Origin of the sequence: Citrobacter freundii complex sp. 2024EL-00216 (genome assembly GCF_043945515.1) — a bacterium.
GTDB lineage: Bacteria > Pseudomonadota > Gammaproteobacteria > Enterobacterales > Enterobacteriaceae > Citrobacter > Citrobacter portucalensis.
In genome coordinates this window covers 172,929-190,740 of the sequence record NZ_JBIMRA010000010.1, presented here as the reverse complement: position 1 = coordinate 190,740, position 17,812 = coordinate 172,929, and the positions used below count along the sequence as shown (strand labels likewise).

The following is a 17,812-nucleotide window of genomic DNA, read 5'->3' as shown; positions in this document are numbered from 1 at the left end:
ATTCAACGTGAGAAGTGTTGATGGTGATACCACGAGCTTTTTCTTCCGGCGCGTTATCGATCTGGTCGAATGCACGAGCAGCACCGCCGTAGGTTTTAGCCAGTACGGTAGTGATTGCAGCGGTCAGGGTAGTTTTACCGTGGTCAACGTGGCCGATGGTGCCGACGTTAACGTGCGGTTTTGTACGTTCAAATTTTTCTTTAGACACGGCTATATTCCTTACTATAGTGCTCTCCCCTATGGAGAGAGCACGGGACTTAGGTTTTAATCCTGTGGATTATTTACCACGGGCTTCAATAACGGCCTGAGCAACGTTGTTCGGCGCATCGTCGTACTTCAGGAACTCCATGGAGTAAGAAGCACGGCCTTTGGTCAGAGAACGCAGCTGGGTTGCATATCCGAACATTTCAGACAGCGGAACTTCAGCATGGATAACAACGCCAGTGACGTTGGATTCCTGACCACGAAGCATACCACGACGGCGGCTCAAGTCACCGATTACGTCACCGGTGTTCTCTTCCGGAGTCTCTACTTCAACCTTCATGATAGGCTCAAGCAGAACTGGTTTCGCTTTCTTAAAGCCATCTTTGAAGGCGATAGAAGCGGCCAGTTTAAACGCCAGCTCAGAGGAGTCAACGTCATGGTAAGAACCGAAGTGCAGACGCACGCCCAGATCAACAACCGGGTAACCAGCCAGCGGGCCAGATTTCAGCTGTTCCTGGATGCCTTTATCAACGGCCGGGATGTATTCGCCAGGAATTACACCACCTTTGATGTCGTTGATGAACTCGTAGCCTTTCGGGTTTGAACCCGGCTCCAGCGGGTACATGTCGATAACAACATGACCGTACTGACCGCGACCACCAGACTGCTTAGCGTGTTTACCTTCGATATCGGTAACTTTCGCGCGAATCGCTTCACGGTAAGCAACCTGAGGTTTACCGACGTTCGCTTCAACGTTGAATTCACGCTTCATACGGTCAACGATGATGTCGAGGTGCAGCTCACCCATACCAGCGATAATGGTCTGGTTAGATTCTTCGTCAGTCCATACGCGGAATGACGGGTCTTCTTTAGCCAGACGGCCCAGAGCCAGACCCATTTTTTCCTGGTCAGCTTTGGTTTTCGGTTCTACCGCGATGGAAATTACCGGCTCAGGGAATTCCATACGTTCCAGAATGATCGGGTGATCCGGGTCACACAGAGTGTCACCAGTGGTCACGTCTTTCAGACCGATTGCAGCAGCGATATCGCCCGCGCGAACTTCTTTGATCTCTTCACGTTTGTTAGCGTGCATCTGTACGATACGGCCGAAACGTTCACGTGCAGTTTTCACGGAGTTCAGGATGGTGTCACCGGAGTTAACCACACCAGAGTACACGCGGAAGAAGGTCAGGTTACCCACGAACGGGTCAGTAGCGATTTTGAATGCCAGAGCAGCAAACGGCTCGTCATCGCTAGCATGACGCTCAGCAGGAGTATCTTTACCGTCGTCCAGAATACCGTTGATCGCAGGTACGTCTACTGGGGATGGCAGGTAATCAATTACCGCATCCAGCATCGCCTGAACACCTTTGTTCTTGAACGCAGAACCACAGGTTACCAGGATGATTTCGTTGTTCAGAACGCGCTGACGCAGAGCTTTTTTGATCTCTTCTTCAGTCAGTTCTTCACCACCCAGGTATTTCTCCATCAGCTCTTCTGAAGCTTCTGCAGCGGACTCGATCAGGTTCTGGTGCCATTCTTCAGCCAGTTCCTGCATGTCAGCCGGGATATCTTCATAAGTGAAGGTTACGCCTGCATCTTCTTCGTTCCAGTTGATGGCTTTCATTTTCACCAGGTCAACAACACCGGTGAACGCTTCTTCAGCGCCAATTGCCAGCTGCAGCGGAACAGGGTTCGCGCCCAGACGGGTTTTGATCTGACCAACAACTTTCAGGAAGTTCGCACCCATACGGTCCATTTTGTTAACGAACGCAATGCGCGGAACTTTATATTTGTTTGCCTGACGCCATACGGTTTCAGACTGAGGCTGAACACCACCAACTGCGCAGTAAACCATTACTGCACCATCAAGCACACGCATGGAACGTTCTACTTCGATAGTGAAGTCAACGTGCCCCGGGGTGTCGATGATGTTTACGCGATGCGGTTCATACTGCTTAGCCATACCAGACCAGAATGCAGTAGTCGCTGCGGAGGTGATAGTAATACCACGTTCCTGCTCCTGCTCCATCCAGTCCATGGTGGCTGCGCCGTCATGAACTTCACCGATTTTATGGTTTACACCGGTGTAGAACAGAATACGTTCGGTAGTAGTGGTTTTACCGGCGTCGATGTGCGCACTGATACCGATGTTACGGTAGCGCGCGATGGGTGTTGTACGAGCCATTTGATTCCTCGTTTATCTTTTAGGCGTTCAATTTAAGTAGCCCAAAGCGGGCTGCTTACTAGAAGCGCCCGCCTGGTGACTAAAACTCCGAAGGGATTACCAACGGTAGTGTGCGAACGCCTTGTTGGCTTCTGCCATACGGTGAACGTCTTCACGTTTCTTAACTGCAGTACCTTTGTTTTCTGCAGCATCAGAAAGTTCGTTCGCCAGGCGCAGAGCCATGGATTTATCACCGCGTTTACGAGCAGCTTCAACGATCCAACGCATTGCCAGGGCATTACGACGGACCGGACGGACTTCAACTGGTACCTGATAAGTAGAACCACCAACGCGGCGAGACTTAACTTCGACAGTCGGGCGCACGTTTTCGAGAGCTACTTCGAAAGCTTCCAGTTCGTTTTTACCAGAACGCTGAGCCAGGGTCTCCAGCGCGCTGTATACGATAGTTTCGGCAGTAGATTTTTTACCATCTACCATCAGGATATTTACAAATTTAGCCAGCAGTTCTGATCCGAACTTCGGATCCGGCAGAATTTTACGCTGACCAATGACGCGACGACGTGGCATGGAAATACTCCGTTGTTAATTCAGGATTGTCCAAAACTCTAAGAGTTTAGTTTGACATTAATATAAAACGTTTGGCCTTACTTAACGGAGAACCATTAAGCCTTAGGACGTTTCACGCCATACTTGGAGCGTGATTGCTTACGGTCTTTAACGCCGGAGCAGTCAAGCGCACCACGAACGGTGTGGTAACGAACACCCGGGAGGTCTTTTACACGACCGCCACGGATCAGGATCACGGAGTGCTCCTGCAGGTTGTGACCTTCACCACCGATGTAGGAAGTCACTTCAAAACCGTTAGTCAGACGAACACGGCAAACTTTACGCAGTGCGGAGTTCGGTTTTTTAGGAGTGGTAGTATATACACGAGTACATACGCCACGTTTCTGCGGGCATGCTTCCAGCGCAGGCACGTTGCTTTTTGCAACTTTGCGTGCACGTGGTTTGCGTACCAGCTGGTTAACTGTTGCCATTAAATAGCTCCTGGTTTTAGCTTTTGCTTCGTAAACACGTAATAAAACGACCTCATACAATATGAGGACGCAGAATTTTAGGTCGGTGTCGAAAAGGTGTCAAGAAATATACAACGATCCCACAATTACCAGGACATCTGGCTGGGATGCTTCACCGTAAGTCTGACGAAGTCAGTATAGCTAACCCTGACGACACTGTCTGAAATTTGACCACTCAAACCGCGAGCCTTAATGTCTTCTTCCAGTACATAGACCTTAATGGAGGCATTTTGCAGACTTTCAAGGAAACGGCTTCCTTCGATTGCCGCCGTCACGCCATCCTGGAGCAATAAAAGCTCATCGTCTTTATCTACCAAGCGAAGAAGAGAGGAGAAATCGGTAAGCCACGCGGAGCGATGTAGTGTGTGCAGCATGAGGGTCTCAAAACCTTAAAATGACGTCAAAGTTACCTAACTCACGGCGTAAATCTTCCGGTTCAAGCGCTGTCGCATCGACCACAAAATTAACCCCCTGCTGAAGGCCCCGCTCGCGTAATGAGGCAGCGCAGAGCCAACATTGATCGATATCGTACAACCCTAACAGCTTGAAGGTTGCGATATAGTCTCGCGCCAGCACCGCATCCGGTTGTTGTCCCTGGAGGATTTGAAAGACGCCATCGCCGATAAAAAACACGCCGAGGTCTTCCGTTAATGCAGATGTCGCTAGCAATGCATCTAATCCTTCACGGCCAGATGCGCTGCCATGCGGCACGGTAGAAAAGACAAAAGCAACACGTTTCATCAGAACTGCACCACGCGATCGCAGGTCAGGGATGCCTCAGCCAGCGATCCAAGCCCGCTGAGGTTAAAACCTGATTGTAAATTAGCCCCTGCCAGTCCCAGACGCTTTGCCTCAGTTTCATCAACAACGCCGCGACGCAACGCCGCCGCCACGCAGATATTCAGCGTTACACCATGCTGTTGGTTCAGCTGTTGCCAGGCCCGCACCAGATCATATTCATCACTGGCGGGTGAAGTCAGTAAGTTGGCGTTATATACACCTTCTCGATAGAAAAAGACGCTGCATAACTCATGCCCTTCTTCGAGAAGCGCATGTGCAAATTGCAACGCGCTACTCGCCTGCTGCGTGCCATAAGCAGGCCCTGTCACCATGATGGCAAAACGCATTACTTGTCTTGCCCCTGGAAATCGCCGCTTTTGAACTGACGAATATAGAGGTAGACCGTATGTTTGGAGATGTTCAGCCGATCGGCGACCTGGTTGATGGCATCTTTAATATCGAAGATGCCTTTCTCATATAAATTCAGGACGATCTGGCGGTTCTTCGCGTTGTTGGAAACATTGCGATCGGCATTCACTTCTTCGATCGTGAATTCCAGCGTCTGGGTAACCAGATCTTCCACCGAAGAAGCGAAGTTGACGGCAGAGCCCACTTCCGGGGTTTCCGGTGGGATAAAGGTATTCATTATCTGCGAGAAAGGAACATCAAGGTTCATGTTGATGCACAGCAGACCAATCACGCGATGCTCACGGTTGCGAATGGCAATCGTCACCGACTTCATCAAGACACCGCTTTTCGCACGTGTGAAGTAACACTTCGACACGCTGCTATCCGCACCCGTCATATCATGCAGCATACGCAACGCAAGGTCGGTAATCGGTGAGCCAATTTTACGGCCCGTGTGTTCACCGTTAGCAATGCGGATGGCCGAGCATTTCAAATCCTGCAAAGAGTGCAATACGATTTCACAATGGGAACCAATGAGCATCGCTAACCCGTCCACTACCGCTTCGTAGGATTTGAGGATATCGAAGTCGGTTTGATCGAAAGGACGTTGATCCAGCAAATCTAGCTCACTGGTTTCGTTGGTTAAAAGCGACCTGGACATGAAAAAAAGCACTCCTTTTCAGGAGCCTGTCGTTATGTTGTCAGGGCAGGCTCATCACTATTATAGGGGCATCTAAAGTAATACAGCGCACAAGGCGCTTTCCAGTATTAATTATATCCTGTCGATAATAAAAAACCGCCGCCCTGTGGGCGGCGGTTTCTGTTAGCTTATTTTTTGCTGCTGTCTGCAGCTTTATCTGCCGGTGCAGCATCTGGCTGCGCGTCAGCTTTCGGTGCCGGTTTGATGTCTAACAGTTCAACATCAAAGACCAGCGTAGAGTTGGCCGGAATACCCGGGACGCCGGTTTTGCCGTAAGCCAGATCCGGTGGGATAACCAGCTGGATTTTGCCGCCTTTCTTGATGTTTTTCAGACCTTCAGTCCAGCCAGGGATGACACCGTCAAGACGGAAAGACAGCGGCTCACCACGGGTGTAGGAGTTATCAAACTCTTTACCATCGATCAGCGTACCTTTGTAGTTAACTACCACGGTATCGCTGTCTTTCGGTGCAGCGCCAGTACCTTCTTTCTCTACTTTGTAGACCAGGCCAGTAGAAGAGGTTTTAACGCCTTTCTCTTTAGCAAATTTCTCGCGGTAAACTTTACCTTTGGCTTCGTTGTCAGCCGCGTCTTTTTCCATTTTCGCCTGAGCGGAGCTCTTCACGCGCGCTTCAAACGCCTGCAGAGTTTGTTCGATTTCCTGGTCAGACAGTTTGCTCTTGTCTGCAAACGCATCCTGAACACCAGCGATCAGCTGATCTTTATCCAGTTTGATGCCCAGTTTTTCCTGCTCTTTCAGAGAGTTTTCCATATAACGACCCAGGGACGCGCCCAGCGCGTAAGCGGCTTTTTGGTCGTCATTCTTGAATGCTGCTTTGCTGTCAGCAGTAGCGGCTGGTTTCGCAGCATCAGCAGCGAAGGTGATCGGGGCATGCAGAGCAACAGCCATTGTGGTCGCCAGCAGCGTTACTTTAAACAGTGATTTCATCCATATCTCCAGGGCCGGGGCATCTCACCCCAGGGTTAGCTAACATAAAAATGTACTATAAAGCGTTGCAGAACAAATCAACATACAGGCACGCCCTATTATCACCACTTTTCAGACTCTTTTTGTTTAAATTAGTTTCGTTACCGAAGATTGAGTGCTGTGCAAACAAGCAAAGTTAAGTAGAATTCGCCGCAGTCCGCGATCTGCCGGAGAAAAATGAAAGAGGTGAATCATGCAGGATACAACAATGGAAACTCGCCTGGCTGAACTGGAAAGTCGCCTGGCATTTCAGGAGATCACCATTGAAGAGCTCAACGTGACGGTGACCGCGCATGAACTGGAAATGGCCAAACTGCGCGACCATCTGCGTCTGCTGACGGAAAAGCTCAAAGCAACGCAGCCGTCCCACATTGCATCGCAGTCTGAAGAGACCCCGCCGCCACATTATTGAGACGTAAAAAAAGCGGGGATATCCCCGCTTTTTTGTGCCGGATGACGACGTAAACGTCTTATCCGGCCTACGGTAGGCCTGATAAGCGTAGCGCCATCAGGCAATCATACCGATCAGTGGCAACCGCAGCCGCCGCCGTTACCTTTACCGCCACCGCCGCAGCAGCCTTCGCCGCCGTGCTCGTGACCATGGTCGTGACCGTGGCCGTGACCACCGCAGCAACCGTCATGACCGTGGTCATGATCGTGGTCGTGACCGTGCGCACCGTGAACGTGGCCGTGAGCCAGTTCTTCTTCGGTCGCTTCGCGGATAGCAACAACTTCTACGTTGAATTTCAGATTCTGGCCAGCCAGCATGTGGTTACCGTCAACCACAACGTGGTCGTCTTCCACTTCGGTAATTTCTACCGGTACTGGACCCTGGTCAGTTTCAGCCAGGAAACGCATGCCAACCTGCAGTTCGTCAACGCCCATGAAGACGTCTTTAGGAACGCGCTGCACCAGGTTTTCGTCGTACTGACCGTATGCGTCGTTTGCGCCAACAGCAACATCGAATTTGTCGCCAACTTCATGACCGTCCAGCGCTGTTTCCAGGCCAGAAATCAGGGAACCGTGACCATGCAGGTAGTCCAGCGGTGCACTCACCGGAGACTCATCAACCAACACACCGTCTTCTGTACGTACCTGATAGGCCAGGCTGACCACCAGGTCCTTTGCTACTTTCATGATATCTCCTGAGCATGGAAAGAATAGTGGCGCAGATTGTAGCGGAATTCTGCACCCGTGTACCCTCTAGCTTAAAAAAAGCTGCGCCATATCGCTAGTCCAGATGAAAAATCCCGATCACTTGCTCTTCTTTGCGAACGTGCTCGCGCGCCTCTTTATCTGCTTCCCGCATCTGATGACCGCACTTAACACACTCAACAATATCGATATTATTTTCGCGCCACATCGCCAGCGTATCCTGCGACTGGCAGGACGGACATTTTGCACCTGCGATAAAACGTTTACGAATTGCCATGGTTATCCTCTACTCAAATTCATCCCAGCCATCCAGCTGACGTCGCTCTTGCTGCATCTCTCGTTGGAAAATTTCCTCCAGCTCGCGCCGGGCTTCCCTGGCTCGAGAAATTTGTACCGTATCTGTATGCATGGGGATCAGTTCCCGCAGCATGCGCATATCCAGCCGCCGAAAATGCAGCTGAGCGCGCTGAGCCTGGTGCGGATGCATTCCCAGTGTAACCAGAGTCTTACGCCCCAACTCCAGCGCACTGGAGAACGTTTCGCGGGAAAACTGCGTCACACCAGCCTGTAATAACTCATGCGCTTCTACACGTCCGCGCGCTCGCGCAAGAATATGCAAATGCGGAAAATACTGTTGGCACAGTTCCACCAGTTTCATGGTGTCTTCAGGCTCATTACAGGTAATAACAATAGATTGCGCCGCCTCTGCCCCTGCGGAGCGCAACAGTTCCACCTGCGTGGCATCACCGTAATAAACCTTATAGCCATATTTACGCATCAGATTCACCGCGCTGATATCCCGCTCCAAAACGGTAATGCGCATTTTATTGGCCATCAACAGGCGACCAATAACCTGACCAAAACGCCCAAACCCCACCACAATCACCTGCGGTTTATCATCTTCCACCCAGGGTTTTTCATCTTCCTCATCCGTGCCGTTAAACTGGCGGGATAGCCATTTATCAATCAACTTCATCACCAGCGGCGTGGTCATCATCGACAGCGTGACGGTCACCAGCAACAACGCCATTTGGTCGCCCTGAAACAGCCGTTGCGAGGATGCCGTTGAAAACAGCACGAAAGCGAATTCACCACCCTGACTTAAAACCCCGGCAAATTGCATCCGTTCAGAGCTTCTCATGCCGTTAAGACGCGCCAGCACATACAACACCAGCATTTTTACGACCACCAGCACGATCACGCTCGCTGCCACCCACAGAATATGGGTGTAGAGCACGCCGAGGTTGAGCGACATGCCAACGGAGATAAAAAACAGCCCGAGCAACAGGCCTTTAAACGGATCGATTGCCGTTTCCAGCTCATGTCGGTATTCGCTTTCCGCCAGCAGCACGCCCGCGATAAACGTTCCCAGCGCCATTGACAGCCCCAGCGCATCCATAAATAAAGCAGAACCCAGCACCAACAGCAGCGTGGCAGCGGTGAACACTTCCCGCACGCCAGAATCCGCAATAAAGCGGAAAACCGGACGCAGCAAATAGCGACCGCCAATCAGCATGCCGGCAAAGGCCAGCACCTTCATCCCCACTTTGATCCAGTCAAAATGTTCGTCAGCAGAGCCCGCCAGCAGCGGAACCAGCGCCAGCGCGGGGATCACCGCCAGATCCTGAAACAGCAGCACCGAAAAACCCAGTTGTCCGGATTCACTGCGGTTCATGCCTTTTTCGCGCATCAACTGTAGCGCCATAGCGGTAGATGACATCGCCAGACCAATGCCGCCAACCACTGCCGCCTGCCAGGAGAACGCAGTGAGCATCAATAATCCGGCCAGCACCACCGCGCTCAGCATCACCTGCGCGGCACCGACGCCAAAAATTGAACGCCGCAGTTGCCACAGTTCGGCGGGATTAAGTTCCAGCCCAATGATGAACATCAGAAAGACTACGCCCAGCTCGGAAAAATGCAGGATTTCATCCACATCGCTGATAAATCCTAATCCCCACGGGCCGATAGCAATACCCGCCAGCAAGTAACCCAGCACCGGACCGATACCCAGCTTTGAGGCCAGGGGAACTGCGGCCACCGCCGCGAAGAGGAACAACACTCCCGCTGTCAATAAATCAGAACCTTCCATCAGCGGCCTCCCACAGGGATCGGATTCGCCAGCCAGTCACCATACGCTTTCGCATGGCTGTCCAGCTCCTGCTTCGTTTGCCGTCTGGCCCAGTAAACGATAATTGGGCTCATCCAGTGCATGCGGCACATACCGGCCGTTAGCTCGAAAGGACGCAGCACATCGCTCATTGGATAACGGTTTAGCGCGTCATAGCGGTAGGCACTTTCCGGTTCTCCGGTAGTGATAACGCTACGCCAGTACTTTCCCGCCAGTTGATTCCCTCCGGGACCGCTGGCAAATCCGCGGCTCAGTACGCGGTCAAGCCATTCCTTTAACAGCGCCGGACAGCTATAGGTATAGAGTGGGTGCTGAAAAACAATCACATCATGCTCACGCAGCAGCGCCTGTTCATGCGGAATATCGATAAAAAAATCAGGATAGTGCGCGTAAAGGTCGTGCACGGTAACATTGCTGAGCTGCATGGCCGGTTTAAGCAGAACACGGTTCGCGACCGAGTCCTGAGATTCCGGATGGGCATACAGCAGCAAGACTTTCGCTGGCTGGAACATCATCCCCCTCCCGGTTTTGTCTTTTGTCTATTTTCGACGTTTTGGGCTACCATTGCGCCTCGGTGCGGCAAACGGCCCGCACATTACATTATCATAATGATAAATTAACATAGTCTGAACATACGGCGCCTTATGATTGTTTTCTCATCGTTACAAATTCGTCGCGGCGTGCGCGTCTTGCTGGACAATGCCACGGCCACCATTAATCCTGGGCAGAAGGTTGGCCTGGTGGGTAAAAATGGCTGCGGTAAATCTACCCTGCTGGCATTGCTGAAAAATGAACTCAGCGCCGACGCTGGAGGATTTACCTATCCGGGAAACTGGCAGCTCGCGTGGGTGAATCAGGAAACGCCTGCGTTGCCACAGCCCGCGCTGGAATACGTCATTGACGGCGACCGCGAGTATCGTCAACTGGAAGCGCAGTTGAACGACGCCAACGAACGTAACGATGGACATGCCATTGCCACCGTCCATGGCAAGCTGGATGCCATCGACGCCTGGACCGTGCGCTCACGCGCCGCCAGCCTGCTGCATGGCCTCGGCTTCTCCAACGAACAGCTTGAGCGCCCGGTCAGCGACTTCTCCGGTGGCTGGCGTATGCGTCTCAACCTGGCCCAGGCGCTGATTTGCCGTTCAGACCTACTGCTGCTCGATGAACCCACCAACCACCTCGATCTCGACGCGGTGATCTGGCTGGAAAGATGGCTGAAAAGCTATCAGGGCACGCTGATTTTGATCTCCCACGATCGCGACTTCCTCGATCCGGTGGTGGATAAAATTATTCATATCGAACAGCAAACCATGTTCGAGTACACCGGCAACTACAGTGCGTTTGAAATCCAGCGTGCGACCCGCCTCGCACAGCAACAGGCAATGTACGAAAGCCAGCAGGAGCGCGTGGCGCATCTGCAAAGCTATATCGATCGTTTCCGCGCTAAAGCAACGAAAGCGAAGCAGGCACAGAGCCGTATCAAAATGCTGGAACGCATGGAGCTGATTGCCCCAGCGCACGTGGACAACCCGTTCCACTTCAGCTTCCGTGAGCCGGAAAGCCTGCCAAACCCGCTGCTGAAGATGGAAAAGGTTAGCGCTGGCTACGGCGATCGCGTCATTCTCGATTCGATCAAACTGAATCTGGTGCCGGGTTCCCGCATCGGCCTGCTCGGTCGCAACGGCGCGGGTAAATCGACACTGATTAAGCTGCTGGCCGGCGAACTGGCCCCAATCAGCGGTGAGATTGGCCTGGCGAAAGGCATCAAACTGGGCTACTTCGCGCAGCACCAGCTGGAGTTTTTACGCGCCGATGAATCACCCATTCAGCATCTGGCACGCATGGCGCCGCAGGAACTGGAGCAGAAACTGCGTGACTACCTGGGTGGATTCGGCTTCCAGGGCGACAAAGTCAGCGAAGAGACACGCCGCTTCTCCGGTGGCGAAAAAGCGCGTCTGGTACTGGCATTGATCGTCTGGCAGCGCCCTAACCTGCTGCTGCTCGATGAACCAACCAACCACCTGGACTTGGATATGCGTCAGGCGCTGACCGAGGCGCTGATCGATTTTGAAGGCGCGCTGGTTGTCGTCTCGCACGACCGTCACCTGATCCGCTCCACCACCGACGACCTCTATCTGGTACACGACAAGAAAGTCGAGCCGTTTGATGGCGATCTGGAGGATTATCAGCAGTGGCTGAGCGATGTCCAGAAACAGGAAAACCAGGGCGACGAACCGGCGAAAGAGAGCGTTAACAGCGCCCAGGCGCGTAAAGACCAGAAGCGCCGTGAAGCGGAACTGCGCTCCCTGACGCAGCCGCTGCGTAAAGAGATTACCCGTCTGGAAAAAGAGATGGAGAAACTGCACGCACAGCTGGCGCAGGCGGAAGAAAAACTCGGCGACAGCGAACTGTACGACCAAAGTCGCAAAGCCGAACTTACCGCCTGTTTGCAGCAGCAGGCCAGTGCGAAATCCGGGCTGGAAGAGTGTGAAATGGCTTGGCTGGAGGCTCAGGAACAGCTTGAGCAGATGCTGGCCGAGTAGTCATCATTGCCGGATCCGACGCCAACACGTCTCATCCGGCATTTATGTTGAATTATCCCTGTGTCGCCAGACGCTGGCGAATTTCGTCGAAATGCTCGCGGTTAAACAGCGTGCCGTTGAGAAAACGAGTTTTCAGCTCCCCTTCCTGCTCTTGCTCCCAGGTCTGTTCGTCATGCAGACGCAATTCCCCTTGCTCATCACGTGTGACGCGAAGCAGACCACGGGCTGAACGTTTCAGACCATTATCAGTTTTCGGTTCTTTAAAAATCGTCCGGCCTTTGCCGTCGACTTCTCCCCACGTCGCTTTCATCGCAAAACCAAAGGTGTCACGTGTGTTGTATTGATAAGTAAAAGAACCAACGCCAAACACGACGTTTGAACTGGCAAATCCTTTCGCTTCCAGACGACGCAGGATCTCATTCGCTCGCTCAAGGGTGATGGAGTCGCCATAAATCAGTCCGACATGCGGGTCGAGCACCTTGTAACCTTTGGCGTTAATCGTGCCGCCAAAAATCTCCCACAGCACTTCCACGGACCCTTTCTCCTGAGCGGTACGATCGCTGCGGGTATCCTCATCTGCACCAGTACCACACAGGATCTCAACCGGGTTGCCGCTATCCGGACGGAATACCACCCGACCTTCACGCGCCAGAATGATGTTCTTCAGTTCGTGGGTATATTCCGTCAGCACCTGCCAGTAGTCCCAGGTATCAGAGACTATCGATACAAATCCTTGCGGGTAGAGATCGGCAATCAGGCGGCGGAAGGTTTCAATCTCATGCTCGCGCTCGCCCATACACATCACACTGTGTTCAGTAGCCGGAATGCTGGCGCCGATAAAATAGGGCTCGCCGTCGGTGTAGTAATCGCGGACGTACAGCAGAGATGGAATACTGTCGGTCCCTTTAAAGCTCAACAAATGCCCACTGCCCGCCTGCATGGTGTCCTGTAATCCGGACATACCGCGAAAGGAAAAGTCATGGCACTGGAAGTCAAGGTGCGTCAGGTCGCTACAGGTTTTCTCTGCCCAGCGAGCGCAGATTTTGCGGTAGTGGTGAGCTATCGTGGCGTTGGTTGACGCCTTCCACAGCTCCGCCGACAGCACGGTCTCCAGGTAATTCACCAGCCAGAAAAACTCGGGTTGGGTGTTGATGATAGTTAAAACCGGTACCGCCATCGGGACTTTGCTGCCTTCATCCAGCGCCTTGATGTGCAGCGGCAGATAGCCCAACTGATGCAGTGCACGAATATGGTCCACCGCCACCGCATCTTTGCCCAGATAGCTGTCCATGACCTGTTTGTATTCGCTGACCACCTCGTCTTCCGGGCGGGCAAAGAACGCCTCATTAAACAGGTCGACTAAAAACCACTGCATAAAACCCTGCAGGCCGAAGAATACCAGTTTGCCATCCGCCAACGGCGAGGAGAAAAAGCGATCGCTGCGCGGGGTAAAGTTGGAATACACGCGATGGGTACCCTGCGGATACTGTACGCGATGAGAAACTTTGTAGCCGTCGATAGCCAGAATCGGGTTCATTTTCATAATCAGTCTCTCCCTCAGGCGCGGTAAATCGCGTCAATATCGATAAGCTCAAGCTGCGGATGTACCAACGCTGGGGCAGCTAAAGAGGTGGTGGTGTAGATAGCGTCAATACCGTTTGCAAACAGGTGATCAACGCCCTTAGAAAAGATACCGTGGGTGACATACAGGCTGACACTGCGGGCGCCAGCATCACGTAACACCTGTGCAGAGCCTATAAACGTACCGCCTGCGTCACACAGATCGTCAACAATCAGCAGATCCCTACCCCTGACGTCTCCGGCCAATAACGCAAATCCCGTCAGGCTGCCGCTTGCCACATCACGTTTTTTACTCAGGATGGCGTACTGCTCCACACCGGCTACTCTGGCTACAGCATCAATCTTCTTCAGCGATCCCGCATCGGGAGCAACCAGCATCAGCGCGTTTTGCTGAAACAGCCGCGATAATGACGCGCTTTGCATCAGGCAGACCTCCTGGGGGATCGCCACGAAGTTGTCGATTGCAGCAGCCGCCGCATCGCTGTGCGGGTCGAGCACGTTAACCTTGTCAAATTTCAACGTATTGAGCTGACTGGCGAAGACTTTCAGCGCAAAGCTGTCACCCGATACCATATGTCTGTCCTGACGCGCCCACGGCAGCCAGGGGAGGTCGAGATGGCTGACCAGTACATCCGTCTGATGACGTACCGCCTCAACCAGTTGCGCCAGCAGCATAAAATCGTTCATATCGCGCATAGCCGTGGCACGGATGCGCATCAGGCGAGCAAAGGTTGGCAACGCATCGGTGACTTTTAACCAGACAGCACCATCAGGAAAAACACCGCTGGCAACGGCATAGGTCTGGTCGTCCAAAGTTAGTGTCAATTTTATGTTCATCGCGCTCACCCCTTAATTGTGTCCCTTCGACACAATTAATAATGTCCCTGTGACACATATTAAGCAAGCATAAAATGAATTATTTTTAAGCCGTGAGCTAATCCACTGATAAGCAATGAGAAAAAACGAACCTTGCCCCCCGGTGTCGGGCTGGTACACTTGTCAGCGTTACAAATCATCGTGAGTACCTTATGACCACCGAAGCCGACTACCTGAATCAGTACGATGCCAGCCGCTTCCCTTCACCTCTGGTGACGGTAGATAGCGTGTTATTTACCCTGCATCAGCAGGCGCTGTGCGTATTACTGGTCGAGCGGGCAAACCAGCCGCAAAAAGGGCGTTGGGGATTACCCGGCGGCTTTATTGATATCGAAAACGATGATTCAACCCGCGCCACCGCGCTGCGCAAACTCACCGAAAAAACAGGCGTTTCGCCTTCGTGGCTGGAACAACTGGATACCTTTTCCGGCCCTGATCGTGACCCGCGCGGCTGGAGCCTGACGGTCACCTGGTTTGCACTAATCGCCTGGGTAGACTGCGCGCCCCATATCGCCAGCGTCAGCAATGCCCGTTGGTTGCCGGTTGATGAACTGAAAAACTATTCACTCGCGTTTGATCACGAGAAAATTATTACCGCGGCGCTACACCGCTTACGGCAAAAAACGATGTACTCGCTCCTGCCCGTATACTGCTTGCCGGAAACATTTACCCATGGGCAACTGCTCGAAGCCACTGAGGTGATCCTCGGCCAGTCGATCCAGCGTAAAAGTCTGATTCGTCGCTTTGAAGCGTCAGGAATGTTTGAAGATACCGGAGAAAGCGTGGCGACAGGGACGCGTAAAGCCCGCCTGTGGCGACGTAAACCCAACGTCGATTTTCATCTTTTCTCGCGTAACCTGCTGACTGACTAGCGACAAAATCACATATTGGCTAACCCGCACGCGCTGTGCGCGGTATAGTTATTCTTTCCGATTATTAATTGCTCCGGTGTTATGGTTGAAATCACGTCCACAGAAATGACCCCACCTACCGACGATTCGCGAGAATTCCGCCCGATGCGCGGTATAAGTAACCGCCATCTGCAGACGATGCTGCCGCGTTTAATTCGCCGCAAGGTGAAGTTCGACGCCCACTGGCAGCGTCTGGAATTGCCTGACGGTGATTTCGTCGATCTGGCGTGGAGCGAAGATCCGCAACAGGCGAAACACAAACCGCGCCAGGTGGTTTTTCACGGTCTGGAAGGCAGTCTGAACAGCCCCTACGCACATGGTCTGATTGAAGCAGCACAAAAGCGCGGCTGGCTGGGTGTGGTAATGCATTTTCGCGGTTGCAGCGGCGAACCCAATCGTCTGAACCGTATTTATCACTCCGGTGAAACAGAAGATGGCACCTGGTTTTTACACTGGCTGGAGCGTGAGTTCGGTCGCGTACCGACCGCGGCGGTAGGTTATTCACTCGGTGGAAATATGCTGGCTTGCCTGCTGGCAAAAGAAGGCAACGATATTCCGATAGATGCGGCGGTTATCGTTTCTGCGCCTTTCGTGCTGGAAGCCTGTAGTTACCATATGGACAAGGGCTTCTCCCGGGTCTACCAGCGCTACCTGCTCAATCTGTTGAAAGCCAATGCCTCACGGAAGCTTGAAGCTTATCCAGGTTCGCTTCCGGTGAGTCTGGCCCAGTTGAAATCTTTGCGCCGCATTCGCGATTTTGACGATCTAATCACCGCCAAAATTCACGGTTTCGCCGATGCTATAGACTATTACCGCCAGTGCAGCGCCATGCCGTTGCTCAATCGGATCGCCAAACCAACGCTGATTATCCATGCGAAAGACGATCCGTTTATGGATCATCATGTGATCCCGAAACCGGAAAATCTGCCCTCACAGGTGGAGTACCAGCTTACTGAACACGGCGGCCACGTCGGATTTATAGGTGGCACGGTGCGCCGTCCTGAGATGTGGCTGGAATCAAGAATCCCGGACTGGCTGACAACGTATCTGGAGACGTCATCATGATTATCCCCTGGCAAGATATCTCCCCGGACGCGCTGGACAATTTGATTGAAAGCTTTGTCTTGCGCGAAGGCACCGATTATGGTGAACATGAACGCTCGCTCGAACAAAAAGTCGCCGACGTCAAACGCCAACTACAATCAGGTGAAGCCGTGCTGGTGTGGTCTGAACTGCATGAAACGGTCAACATTATGCCGAGGAAGCAGATTCACGAGTAATCCGTAGCCGCCGGCCGACTTTGCTATAATTACAACCATTTCATGGAGTTGTTATGTCTGCCAAACATCCGGTGATTGCGGTAACAGGATCCAGCGGCGCGGGGACCACCACCACCAGCCTCGCGTTTCGTAAAATTTTCGCGCAGTTAAATCTGCGCGCCGCCGAGGTGGAAGGTGACAGTTTTCATCGCTATACCCGTCCGGAAATGGACATGGCGATTCGCAAAGCGCGCGATGCCGGGCGGCATATCAGCTATTTTGGCCCCGAAGCTAATGACTTCGGCTTGCTGGAACAAACCTTCATCGAATACGGTCAGACGGGCAAAGGCCAGTCGCGAAAATATCTGCACACTTACGATGAGGCCGTACCGTGGAACCAGGTTCCGGGGACATTCACGCCCTGGCAGCCGCTGCCTGAACCGACGGATGTACTGTTCTACGAAGGGCTGCACGGCGGTGTCGTCACCCCACAGCAAAACGTGGCCCGGCATGTCGATCTGCTGGTTGGCGTGGTACCTATCGTAAACCTGGAATGGATCCAGAAGCTGACCCGCGATACCAGCGAGCGTGGACATTCGCGTGAAGCGGTGATGGACTCGGTGGTACGTTCAATGGACGATTACATCAATTACATCACGCCGCAGTTTTCCCGGACGCATATTAACTTCCAGCGCGTACCGACCGTCGATACCTCCAACCCCTTTGCCGCTAAGAGCATTCCATCACTGGATGAAAGCTTTGTCGTGATTCATTTTCGTAACCTGGAAGGGATCGATTATCCCTGGTTACTGGCCATGCTGCAGGGCTCATTCATTTCCCATATCAATACGTTAGTCGTACCTGGCGGCAAGATGGGTCTGGCGATGGAATTGATTATGCTGCCGCTGGTACAGCGACTGATGGAAGGTAAGAAGATAGAGTGATGTGGTCTTTTGCCGGATGGCGGTTGATGCCTTATCCGGCCTACGCGTTTATATCCTGTAGGCCTGA

20 protein-coding genes and 1 pseudogene are annotated in these 17,812 nt (G+C 52.7%); 6 read left to right on the top strand and 15 right to left on the bottom strand.

Translation table 11 applies throughout. The annotated features are described in order from the left end of the window. The 9 genes from ACHHZ7_RS15250 to fkpA form a co-directional block, all read right to left on the bottom strand. A partial coding sequence (locus ACHHZ7_RS15250; protein ID WP_000031660.1) for a GTP-binding protein occupies positions 1–208 on the bottom strand: 208 nt, incomplete at its 3' end. 69 nt (positions 209–277) lie between these two features. Continuing rightward, on the bottom strand, positions 278–2,392 hold the full coding sequence (fusA, locus tag ACHHZ7_RS15245) for an elongation factor G (protein WP_003023659.1): 2,115 nt from the start codon (positions 2,390–2,392) through the stop codon (positions 278–280). A gap of 96 nt (positions 2,393–2,488) precedes the next feature. Beyond that, entirely contained in the window at positions 2,489–2,959 is a 471-nt protein-coding gene (gene rpsG, locus ACHHZ7_RS15240; RefSeq protein WP_003023657.1) for a 30S ribosomal protein S7, read from the bottom strand. 95 nt (positions 2,960–3,054) lie between these two features. Next, on the bottom strand, positions 3,055–3,429 hold the full coding sequence (gene rpsL / locus ACHHZ7_RS15235) for a 30S ribosomal protein S12 (protein ID WP_003023654.1): 375 nt from the start codon (positions 3,427–3,429) through the stop codon (positions 3,055–3,057). A gap of 125 nt (positions 3,430–3,554) precedes the next feature. Then, positions 3,555–3,842: a sulfurtransferase complex subunit TusB gene (gene tusB, locus ACHHZ7_RS15230; RefSeq protein ID WP_008786292.1), complete on the bottom strand. Its 288-nt coding sequence runs from the start codon at positions 3,840–3,842 to the stop codon at positions 3,555–3,557. A 7-nt stretch (positions 3,843–3,849) separates the two neighbouring features. Further along, entirely contained in the window at positions 3,850–4,209 is a 360-nt protein-coding gene (gene tusC / locus ACHHZ7_RS15225) for a sulfurtransferase complex subunit TusC (RefSeq protein ID WP_003827771.1), read from the bottom strand. Further along, positions 4,209–4,595, bottom strand: a complete 387-nt coding sequence (tusD, locus tag ACHHZ7_RS15220) for a sulfurtransferase complex subunit TusD (protein ID WP_008786293.1) — start codon at positions 4,593–4,595, stop codon at positions 4,209–4,211. The genes tusC and tusD overlap by 1 nt, the downstream gene beginning before the upstream one ends. After that, positions 4,595–5,317: a transcriptional regulator gene (locus tag ACHHZ7_RS15215; RefSeq protein WP_003023643.1), complete on the bottom strand. Its 723-nt coding sequence runs from the start codon at positions 5,315–5,317 to the stop codon at positions 4,595–4,597. Before ACHHZ7_RS15215 ends, tusD begins: the two co-directional genes overlap by 1 nt. 167 nt (positions 5,318–5,484) lie before the next feature. Further along, positions 5,485–6,303 carry an FKBP-type peptidyl-prolyl cis-trans isomerase gene (fkpA, locus tag ACHHZ7_RS15210; RefSeq protein WP_003827768.1) on the bottom strand — a complete coding sequence of 273 codons (819 nt, stop codon included), beginning with the start codon at positions 6,301–6,303 and terminating at the stop codon, positions 5,485–5,487. Between the two features lie 232 nt (positions 6,304–6,535). Here fkpA and ACHHZ7_RS15205 point away from each other — a divergent pair, with 232 nt between their 5' ends. Then, positions 6,536–6,754 carry a protein SlyX gene (locus ACHHZ7_RS15205; RefSeq protein WP_003023639.1) on the top strand — a complete coding sequence of 73 codons (219 nt, stop codon included), beginning with the start codon at positions 6,536–6,538 and terminating at the stop codon, positions 6,752–6,754. A gap of 113 nt (positions 6,755–6,867) precedes the next feature. Here ACHHZ7_RS15205 and slyD read toward each other — a convergent pair whose 3' ends face one another. From slyD to kefG, 4 genes are all read right to left on the bottom strand, one after another. Then, on the bottom strand, positions 6,868–7,479 hold the full coding sequence (gene slyD / locus ACHHZ7_RS15200; RefSeq protein ID WP_008786294.1) for a peptidylprolyl isomerase: 612 nt from the start codon (positions 7,477–7,479) through the stop codon (positions 6,868–6,870). 94 nt (positions 7,480–7,573) lie between these two features. Next, positions 7,574–7,774, bottom strand: coding sequence for a YheV family putative zinc ribbon protein (locus ACHHZ7_RS15195; protein WP_060682862.1), 201 nt, complete (start codon positions 7,772–7,774; stop codon positions 7,574–7,576). A gap of 9 nt (positions 7,775–7,783) precedes the next feature. Continuing rightward, positions 7,784–9,589, bottom strand: a complete 1,806-nt coding sequence (gene kefB, locus ACHHZ7_RS15190) for a glutathione-regulated potassium-efflux system protein KefB (protein ID WP_060682863.1) — start codon at positions 9,587–9,589, stop codon at positions 7,784–7,786. Beyond that, positions 9,589–10,140 (bottom strand): glutathione-regulated potassium-efflux system ancillary protein KefG, encoded by a 552-nt coding sequence (kefG, locus tag ACHHZ7_RS15185; protein ID WP_003023629.1) that lies wholly within the window; start codon positions 10,138–10,140, stop codon positions 9,589–9,591. Before kefG ends, kefB begins: the two co-directional genes overlap by 1 nt. Positions 10,141–10,272: 132 nt before the next feature. On the opposite strand from kefG, the gene ACHHZ7_RS15180 reads away from it, so the two are divergent. Next, complete coding sequence (locus tag ACHHZ7_RS15180; RefSeq protein WP_003827754.1) at positions 10,273–12,174, top strand: ABC transporter ATP-binding protein; 1,902 nt, start codon at positions 10,273–10,275, stop codon at positions 12,172–12,174. 52 nt (positions 12,175–12,226) lie between these two features. On the opposite strand, the gene ACHHZ7_RS15175 is transcribed toward ACHHZ7_RS15180, so the two are convergent. Continuing rightward, positions 12,227–13,717, bottom strand: a complete 1,491-nt coding sequence (locus ACHHZ7_RS15175; protein ID WP_395149129.1) for a nicotinate phosphoribosyltransferase — start codon at positions 13,715–13,717, stop codon at positions 12,227–12,229. A gap of 14 nt (positions 13,718–13,731) precedes the next feature. After that, positions 13,732–14,592: a ribose-phosphate diphosphokinase gene (gene prs, locus ACHHZ7_RS15170; RefSeq protein ID WP_008786297.1), complete on the bottom strand. Its 861-nt coding sequence runs from the start codon at positions 14,590–14,592 to the stop codon at positions 13,732–13,734. 191 nt (positions 14,593–14,783) lie between these two features. Between prs and ACHHZ7_RS15165 the strand changes: the two genes are divergently transcribed. From ACHHZ7_RS15165 to ACHHZ7_RS15150, 4 genes and pseudogenes are all read left to right on the top strand, one after another. Further along, positions 14,784–15,503, top strand: coding sequence for an NUDIX domain-containing protein (locus ACHHZ7_RS15165; protein ID WP_060682865.1), 720 nt, complete (start codon positions 14,784–14,786; stop codon positions 15,501–15,503). Between the two features lie 35 nt (positions 15,504–15,538). Next, positions 15,539–16,607, top strand: a pseudogene (locus ACHHZ7_RS15160) (hydrolase). Beyond that, complete coding sequence (locus ACHHZ7_RS15155; protein WP_003023615.1) at positions 16,604–16,822, top strand: YheU family protein; 219 nt, start codon at positions 16,604–16,606, stop codon at positions 16,820–16,822. Before ACHHZ7_RS15160 ends, ACHHZ7_RS15155 begins: the two are co-directional and overlap by 4 nt. Positions 16,823–16,875: 53 nt before the next feature. Then, positions 16,876–17,745: a phosphoribulokinase gene (locus ACHHZ7_RS15150; protein ID WP_008786301.1), complete on the top strand. Its 870-nt coding sequence runs from the start codon at positions 16,876–16,878 to the stop codon at positions 17,743–17,745. The last annotated feature ends 67 nt before the right edge of the window (positions 17,746–17,812 follow it).